General features: G+C 67.4%; 8 protein-coding genes. 3 read left to right on the top strand and 5 right to left on the bottom strand.

Going from position 1 to position 8352, the window contains the following annotated elements; all coding sequences use genetic code 11:
• The 5 genes from ACNPM4_RS05815 to ACNPM4_RS05795 form a co-directional block, all read right to left on the bottom strand.
• Positions 1-1362: lipase maturation factor family protein (locus tag ACNPM4_RS05815; RefSeq protein ID WP_448985032.1), on the bottom strand; the 1362-nt coding region annotated here is incomplete at its 3' end.
• A 189-nt stretch (positions 1363-1551) separates the two neighbouring features.
• Positions 1552-2460, bottom strand: a complete 909-nt coding sequence (locus ACNPM4_RS05810) for a glycine betaine ABC transporter substrate-binding protein (protein ID WP_448985031.1) — start codon at positions 2458-2460, stop codon at positions 1552-1554.
• Between the two features lie 52 nt (positions 2461-2512).
• Entirely contained in the window at positions 2513-3469 is a 957-nt protein-coding gene (locus ACNPM4_RS05805; protein WP_448985030.1) for an ABC transporter permease, read from the bottom strand.
• On the bottom strand, positions 3469-4770 hold the full coding sequence (locus ACNPM4_RS05800) for a quaternary amine ABC transporter ATP-binding protein (protein ID WP_029273756.1): 1302 nt from the start codon (positions 4768-4770) through the stop codon (positions 3469-3471). Before ACNPM4_RS05800 ends, ACNPM4_RS05805 begins: the two co-directional genes overlap by 1 nt.
• Before the next feature lie 338 nt (positions 4771-5108).
• Positions 5109-6239, bottom strand: coding sequence for a class I SAM-dependent methyltransferase (locus ACNPM4_RS05795; RefSeq protein ID WP_448985029.1), 1131 nt, complete (start codon positions 6237-6239; stop codon positions 5109-5111).
• 107 nt (positions 6240-6346) lie between these two features.
• On the opposite strand from ACNPM4_RS05795, the gene ACNPM4_RS05790 reads away from it, so the two are divergent.
• The 3 genes from ACNPM4_RS05790 to ACNPM4_RS05780 are packed head-to-tail and all read left to right on the top strand — an operon-like array spanning position 6347 to position 8336.
• A complete protein-coding gene (locus tag ACNPM4_RS05790; RefSeq protein ID WP_029263205.1) occupies positions 6347-6736 on the top strand; it encodes a GntR family transcriptional regulator in 390 nt (129 codons plus the stop codon).
• On the top strand, positions 6733-7650 hold the full coding sequence (locus ACNPM4_RS05785; protein ID WP_372467856.1) for an ABC transporter ATP-binding protein: 918 nt from the start codon (positions 6733-6735) through the stop codon (positions 7648-7650). Before ACNPM4_RS05790 ends, ACNPM4_RS05785 begins: the two co-directional genes overlap by 4 nt.
• Entirely contained in the window at positions 7650-8336 is a 687-nt protein-coding gene (locus ACNPM4_RS05780; protein WP_372467855.1) for a hypothetical protein, read from the top strand. Before ACNPM4_RS05785 ends, ACNPM4_RS05780 begins: the two co-directional genes overlap by 1 nt.
• Positions 8337-8352 lie beyond the last annotated feature (16 nt).

Below are 8352 nucleotides of genomic sequence, written 5' to 3'. Positions count from 1 at the left end.
GACCCACCGCGGCGGCTCGCCGTCGAACGGGTCGACGCGGATGAGAGCGAGTGTCGGAGCATCCGCTTCGAGCAGCCGCACCAGGAACGCGGTGAACCAGTCGTCGAACGAGTGCCCGAGCGGCAGGAACCACATCAGCCAGTCGAGGCGCAGGTGATACGGCGCGAACTGCCGCGGCATCCGTCGCACGTCCCCGGGCTTGCCCCGGAACTCGTACTCCCGCCACTCGACGCCCTCCTCATCGGCTGACCCCTCGACGACGATCTCGATGCGTTCCTTCGTGACCGTGCCGAAGGCGCCGTAGGCGTTGGCGAGCTGCCAGCGGTTGAAGCTCGCGTTCATGAGCTGCCGCCGCGCGAACAGGTTGCGCATCGCCGGCGCGCTCACCACGACGTACAGCAGCCCGACGCCCGAGGTGATGATCACCCAGAAGAGCGGGAGGCCGGAGAGGACCCACGGCGCGTCGGTCGGCGGCGCGACCTCGGCCGCCCCCACCCCCGGCAGCCCGATCACCGAGAAGGCGATGACCATCGTCGCCCAGTTCAGCCACGCGAAGTTCCCCGTGAGCACCAGCCAGGCCTGCGTCAGGATCACGATGGATGCCGCGACCGCGCCCACGATCTGCGGCACCGGGCCATCCACCCACAGCGACAGCAACGGCGCGAACAGGAAGAACGGCACCACGAGCTGCGCGAAGTGGTTGCCCACCACCTCGCCACGGTGGAACCAGCGCGGCAGCAGATGCGCCTGCCGACTGAGCGGACCCGGCATCGGCTGTGTCTCGTGGTGATACATGAGGGCCGTCAGATCACGCCACTCACGGCCGCCGCGGATCTTGATCATCCCGGCACCGAACTCCAGCCGGAAGACCAGCCACCAGAACAGCACGATCACGACCGTGGGCGGCGGCTGATCGTTCGAGCCGAGGAAAGCCGCGAGGAACCCGGCCTCCAGCAGCAGCATCTCCCAGCCGAACGAGTAGAAGGTCTGCCCGATGCTGACGATCGACATGTAGCCGAGCCACAGCGCAAGGAAGCACAGCATCGGCACCCACGGCGGACCCCACTGCGGAATGCCCACGACGAGCACGGCCGCGACCACGATCCCCGCCACACACAGCGCGACGAGCCGGCTGTCGGAGTAGCGGATGCGCGAGAACAGGGTCGGATGCAGCATCCTCCGCCGCTCCGCCTTCTGGCCGACCCACTCGAGGAGGGCCGGCGCCGGGAGCAGACCGTGCTCACCGAGCAGCGGTCGGAACTGGTTCAGGCTCGACAGGAACGCGACGAGGTACAGCGCCGCGATGCCCCGCTGCAGCACCTCGCGCGCGAACCCGAAGTCGACCGCCGCGAACCCGTCCACGGCCACAGGCTACGCCCGGGATCGTGGACGGATTAGGGGGTTGCGCACGAAACCCCCTCACGCAATGAAGGAGATCTCACCCGACGAAGGAGCCCCTGCGCGAACAGGGCCTTCGAAGGGTGAGATCTCCTTCGTATCGCGTGCCGACTCCGAGCGGATGCTGCGCCTCAGAGCCGGTCTGAGCTCAGGTCAGCTGGTGACGGTCCAGTCGAACTGGTCGCCGTACTCCTCGAGCCATGCGTCGACGGCATCCGCTTCCTTGCCCTCGCCGTACTCGTTGACCACGAGGTCTTCGAGTGCACCGTACTGCTCGTCGTCGAGCTTGATCTGCTCGATCAGCTCAGCGGCCTCGGGGAACTCCTCGGCGAAGCCCTTGGTGCCCAGGAAGTGCAGGCCCTCGGCCTTGCCCATGGCGCCCTTGGGGTCTTCGAGGTCCTTCACGGGGAAGGCGTCGTTGGCCCAGAACGGTCGCCACAGCGTGACGACGATGTCCTCCTGCTTGTCGGTCGCGGTCTTCAGCTCGGTGAGCATGGCCGCGGTCGACGAGGTGACGAGCTCGTACTCGCTGTCGAGTCCGTACTCGGGCATCATCTTCTGGGTCTGGGCGGTGAGGCCGGCACCCGGCTCGATCCCGTAGATCTTGCCGTCGAAGTCGGCCGCCTTGCCCTTGAGGTCCTCGATCGAGGTGAGCTCCGAGTACTCCGGCACCGCGAGGGTGAGCTTGGCGTTCTCGTAGTACTTGCCCAGGTCTTCGATGTCGTCGCCGTACTTCTCCATGTACTCGGCGTGCGTGAGCTCGGGCCAGGCCGACGGGTACATGTCGACGTCACCCTGCGCGAGACCGGTGTACAGCGGGCCCGCCTCGGTGAGCGTCTTCATCTCGACCGTGTAGCCGATCTTCTCGAGCTGGTCCTGCAGCAGGTACGCGGTGCTCAGGCCGTCGGTCCACGAGGGCAGGAAGCCCAGGGTGATCGTGCCCTTGTCGTCGGAGCTGCCGTCGCCGCCGCCCGTGCCGCCGGCGCCGTCGCTGCTGCAACCCGCGAGGGTGAGCGCCGCTGCGGCGCCGAGGGCGGTGATCGCGAGGATCTTCTTCTTCATGTGATTTCTCTCTCTCGGTTCCGTATGGGTGTTGTTCCGTAGGGGTGAAAACTCAGTGCACGAGTGCCGGGTCGGCATCCTGCGCCGAGGGCGCCTCGGCTGCGGGGGTGGATGCTGCTCCACCACCGCCGCCGTGCGGCTTGCGGCGCCGCTCGATCATGCCGAGCAGCGACGAGCGGTTCTCGCCCGGGGCGCCCAGTGCGGCGGTGACCCGATCGAGGAAGACGGCGATCAGCACGACGCCGAGACCGGCCTCGACACCCTTGGGGATGTTGATCGTCGAGATCGCCTCGACCACCATCTTCCCGAGGCCGTCGGCACCCGCCATTCCGGCGATGACCGCCATCGACAGGGCGAGCATGATGACCTGGTTGACGCCGGCCATGATGGTCGGCATCGCGAGCGGGAGCTGGATGCCGCGCAGGATCTGCCCCGGCTTGGCGCCGAACGCGTGCCCGGCTTCGACGGTCTCGGAGTCGACGCCGCGGATGCCGAGCTCGGTCAGTCGCACGCCCGGGGGCAGCGCGAAGATCACGGTGGCGACGAGTCCGGGGACCACGCCGATGCCGAAGAAGACGATCGCCGGGATCAGGTACACGAACGCCGGCATGGTCTGCATGAAGTCGAGCACCGGCTTCAGCACGGCCCGCACGGTCGAGTTGCGCGCCGACCAGATGCCGAGCGGCACCGCGATCAGCACGGCGATGATGGCGGCGACGAGCACGAGCGCGAGGGTCTGCATGGCCGGAACCCAGAGGTCCATCCCGACGATCAGCCCGAACGACACGATGGTTCCGATGGCGAGCTGCCACGAACGCACGATCCAGGCGATGAGCGCGGCGATCACGATGATGACCGCGAAACTCGGCGTGAGCAGGATGCTCGTGAGCCCCTCGACGAGGAAGCTCATCACGAACGAGATGACGTCGAGCAGACCGTCGAGGTTGTCCTTGATCCAGTCGACGCCGGATTCGATCCAAGTCCCTACGGGGATGCGGAAGCCGTCCATCAGCGCACCTCCTCGGTGGTCGGGGCATCGGCCGGGTCGGCGGTCCACCCGTCATCGAGCACCGCATCGATCTCTGCCTGCGGCATCGGCATCATCGGCAGGGTGATCTCCTCGGTCGCGCCGGGGCCGGGGCCCAGGGCGGCGAGCAGCGTCACACGCGGGATCACACCGGCCAGACGCCCCTCGGCGTCCGTCACGGCCAGCGGCAGCGGGGACTCGACGGCGGGCACGAACAGGTTCATCAGCACCTCGTCCTCGCGCACGCTCTGCGGCACGGGCTTGATGATGGAGTCGAGGGTGGTGGCGCCCTGGCGCACGAGCTTGACCGCGTCGCGGTCGGTCACGACACCCACGAGCTGGCGGTCACGGCCGACGACGTAGGTCGCCGACATGTAGGCGTCGCGCATCTGGCGGAGCGCGGTGCGCGGGCCGGCGGTGTGCGGCACGACGGGGCGCGGGCGCTCCATCACGTTCGCGGCGGTGAGCACACGGGCGCGGTCGACGTCCTGCACGAACTGCTCGACGTAGTCGTTGGCCGGGTCCATCAGGATGTCCTCGGGCGTGCCGATCTGCACGATGCGGCCGTCGCGCATCACGGCGATCCGATCACCGAGGAACATGGCCTCGTTGAGGTCGTGCGTGATGAACACGATCGTCTTCTGGAGCTTCTGCTGCAGCTCGAGCAGCTGCTCCTGCATCTCGCGGCGGATCAGCGGGTCGAGCGCGCTGAACGCCTCGTCCATGAGCAGGATGTCGCTGTCGGCGGCGAGCGCACGGGCGATGCCGACGCGCTGCTGCATTCCGCCGGAGAGCTCGGAGGGGAGCTTCTCGCCCTGACCTTCGAGGCCGACCAGCGAGAGGATCTCCTCCGCCTTGGCCAGGCGTTCGGCCTTCGGGGTGCCTTTGAGCTCGAGCGGGTAGGCGACGTTCGCGGCGACCGTGCGGTGCGGCAGCAGAGCGAAGTGCTGGAAGACCATCGAAATGCGGTCGCGACGGATCTCGCGGAGCCTCGAGGCGGGGATTCCGGTGATCGGGTCGCCGTTCACCGTGACGGTGCCCGACGTGACGTCATGCAGCCCGTTGAGCATGCGGATGATGGTGGACTTGCCCGATCCGGACAGGCCCATGATGACGAAGATCTCACCGCGGTTCACGGTGAAGCTGGCGTCGATGACCGCCGCGGTCCCCGCATCGGCGACGGCCGTGCGACTCTCTCCGGCCTTCAGGCGGCGGACGGCGGTGCTCGGATTCTTACCGAAAACCTTGTATAGATTGCGCGCTTCGAGAGCGATTTCGGACACGTTTCCCCCGCGGCTCGCCTTCGGGTGGCTGAGCCTGCTTCGGTTACGCCCGGGTGAGGCTCTCGGGGCCGTTCGACATGATCGCTGTGGCGGCACAGACGGCGGATTTCGGATCCGCCGCGATAGAGCATCGACCGTACGCCCACGCCTCTTCGCAGCACAGCTCATCGAAAGAAGGACGTGACCGCGGACTGGTCTTCGGACCGTCAGGCCCGCATTCCAACGTAACGAAATGGCCGATCAGGGGCAAATCCTGGGTCGGCCGGCAGTGCGAATTTCAGCGGCTGACCGGGGGATTGCACGGGTGTTCAATATTCCGGTCCGAGACCGATTCGGGGTCAGGATCGGCGCTCTTCGGGGGTACGGATGCTGCGCGTCACGGTGAACTTCGGGGTGCGCGACAGCTGTTCCGTGTGGCCGATCAGACGGGTGAGTTCGGCCCGGTAACCGAGCGAGGAGTTGTACACCGTGAAGAGTTCTCCGCCGGGTCGGAGCACACGCGCGGCGGCCTCGAACAGACGGGTCGCGGCGCCCGTGTGCACACTCGTTCCGAGGTGGAAAGGCGGGTTCAGGAGCACGACGTCGACACTCGCGTCCGCGATCTCCGAGGCCGCATCGTCGTGCATGACCGTGATGCGGTCGGCGACTCCGTTCGCGGCCGCTGTCGCGCGAGCCGAAGCCACTGCCGCGGCCGACCGATCGGTCGCGATGACCTGCGCCTCGGGGTGGGCGAGTGCATACGAGACAGCGAGCGCGCCGGTGCCGCAGCCGAGGTCGAGCACGCGGGATACGGATCCTCCAACCCGGGAGCCGAGCGCCTCGAGCAACACCCGGGTGCCGATGTCGAGGCGGGCGCCGGCGAACGCCCCGCCGTGCGCGACCAGAGTCAGCCCGTCGTGCTGCGCGGTCACCGGAAACGGCGGATCGGCGGACACCGGACGCGGGGCGGAGGCCACGATCAGCCGGGACTTCCGCTCGGCGCGCTGGGGCTGCACGTGCGCGAAGCTACGCCCGAGCACCTCGTTCTGCGCGAGCGTCATGTGCTTCACTCGGCCGCCGGCGACGAGCACCACACCGGATGCCACCCAGCGGGCCACGGCATCCGCGATCTCCTCGAGCTCCGCGAGCGACTTCGGCAGCTGCAGCAGCACGAGCCGTGCGCCGGAGAGCAGCTCGGCATCGAGCTCATGCGCCACGAAGCCGGCGAGCCCGAGATCCTCGGCGTTGCGCTCCAGGGCACGGCGGCCGGTCGCGAGGTCTTGATGCACGCGGATGCCGTGCCGCCCGGCATCCGTCAGAGCCAGCGTGATCGCGCCGTATTCGTCACCGATCACGACGGTTTCGGAGCCCGGGATGTCGAGGGAGAGCGCCCGCTCGACGAGCAGCAGATCGGTCGCGTCATGGGCCTGGAGGTTGTCCGCCTCGACGTCGGGCCACCGGCGCAGGCGACTGTAGGGGAACTCCGGCACCAGCCCACTGTACGCGGGCGTCCGCCCGCACACGCCCGGGGTTGACACCGGACAGGTTCCATGGTTACTTAGTCGAGTAAGTAACCCACTAACCCACCGGAGGACTCGTGATCGAAGAAGGCAAGCCGCTCTTCCTCCAGATCGCCGAGCAGATCGAGGACTCGATCGTCGACGGCTCACTCGCCGAGGAGGCACAGGCTCCTTCGACGAACGAGCTCGCCGCGTTCTACCGGATCAACCCCGCAACCGCTGCGAAGGGAGTCGCCATGCTCACCGACAAGGGAGTGCTCTACAAGCGCCGAGGCATCGGCATGTTCGTCGCCGACGGAGCGAGGGAAGTCCTCCTCGGCGAGCGCCGCGCGCTGTTCGCCGACCGCTACATCGATCCACTCCTCGCCGAGGCCCGCACCCTGGGTCTCGGCGCCGAAGACCTCGCGGCACTGCTCCGGCAGCGCGCCGCACTCACCACCGACACAGAAGGGAAGAACCCCGCATGACCGCCGTCATCGAGGTGCAGAACCTCAACAAGCGCTACAAGGAGAAGCGAGCGCTCGACAACGTCTCGCTCAGCATCGAAGGCAACGCCATCTACGGCCTTCTCGGTCGCAACGGCGCCGGCAAGACCACCCTCATGTCGATCCTCACCGCCCAGAACTTCGAGTCCTCGGGCTCGGTCCGGGTGTTCGGCGAGCACCCGTACGAGAACGCGCACGTGCTCGGCCGGATCTGCTTCGTCCGGGAGAGCCAGAAGTACCCGGACGACGCCTACCCGAAGCACGCGTTCAAGGCTGCGAGCCTGTTCTTCCCCCACTGGGATCAGGCGTTCGCCGACGAGCTCATCGCGGAGTTCCAGCTGCCGATGAAGCAGACGATCAAGAAGCTCTCCCGCGGCCAGCTCTCCGCGGTGGGCGTGATCATCGGACTCGCCTCGCGCGCCGAGATCACCTTCTTCGACGAGCCCTACCTCGGACTCGACGCGGTCGCCCGACAGATCTTCTACGACCGACTGGTCGAGGACTACGCCGAACACCCGCGCACGATCATCCTGTCGTCGCACCTGATCGACGAGGTCTCCAACCTCATCGAGAAGGTCATCGTGATCGACAACGGCCAGATCATCCTGAACGAAGACACGGATGCCGTCCGCGAACGCGCCGTCACCATCGTGGGCGAGGCCGCCAAGGTCGACGCCTGGGTCGCGGGCCGAGAGGTGCTCCACCGCGAGGCTCTCGGGCGCGTGGCATCCGTCACCGTGCTCGGCCGTCTCAGTGCAGAGGAGCGGGCCGAGGTCACGGCATCCGGTCTGGATCTCGCTCCGGTCTCGCTGCAGCAGCTCGTCGTCCGTCTCACCCAGAAGGCGGAGGCCCACTCCGCCACGAATGACTCCGGCGCGAAAGAGGAGGTCCGCTGATGCGACGCACAGTCAACGTCATCCGCCTGCAGCTGATCAACAAGGGCACCTTCGTCTGGTACCCGCTGATCATCCTCGCCGCAGCGGTGGTGATCTCGGTCCTCATCTACGCGATGATCCCGGTCGACACCCCGAAGTACGGCGGCGGCGGTCAGGCGCCGCTCTGGTACTTCTTCGCCATCGGGATGTCGGCGATGACGCTCACCTTCCCGTTCTCGCAGGCGATGAGCATCACCCGCAGGGAGTTCTTCTTCGGCACGCTGCTCACCGCGATACTCGGCAGCGCGATCATGGGGGTGCTGTTCCTCATCGGAGGCGGCATCGAGGTGGCCACCGACGGATACGGCATCAACGGCTACGTCTTCTACCTGCCGTGGCTGTGGGATGCGGGTCCGGGCGGCGCCTTCGTGGTCTACTTCACCCTCGCGCTGTTCTTCTTCGTGCTCGGCTTCACCGGCGCGACGATCTACAAGAGCTGGGGACAGCTGGTGCTCATCATCGTGAGCATCGCGCTCTCCCTGGTGCTGCTCGGCCTGGTGTTCCTGGTGACGCGGCTCGACCTCTGGTCGCACGTCGGCGCGGGGATCATGGACCTCGGCGCGCTCGGTCTCGCACTCTGGGGCCTCCTCGCCACCGCGGTGCTCACGGGCGTCTCGTTCCTCGCCTTCCGGAGGACCATCCCGTAAGCGCACCTCCGCCCGC

It is taken from the genome of Microbacterium umsixpiens (assembly GCF_053543675.1).
This window is presented reverse-complemented; position numbering and strand designations above follow the sequence as displayed.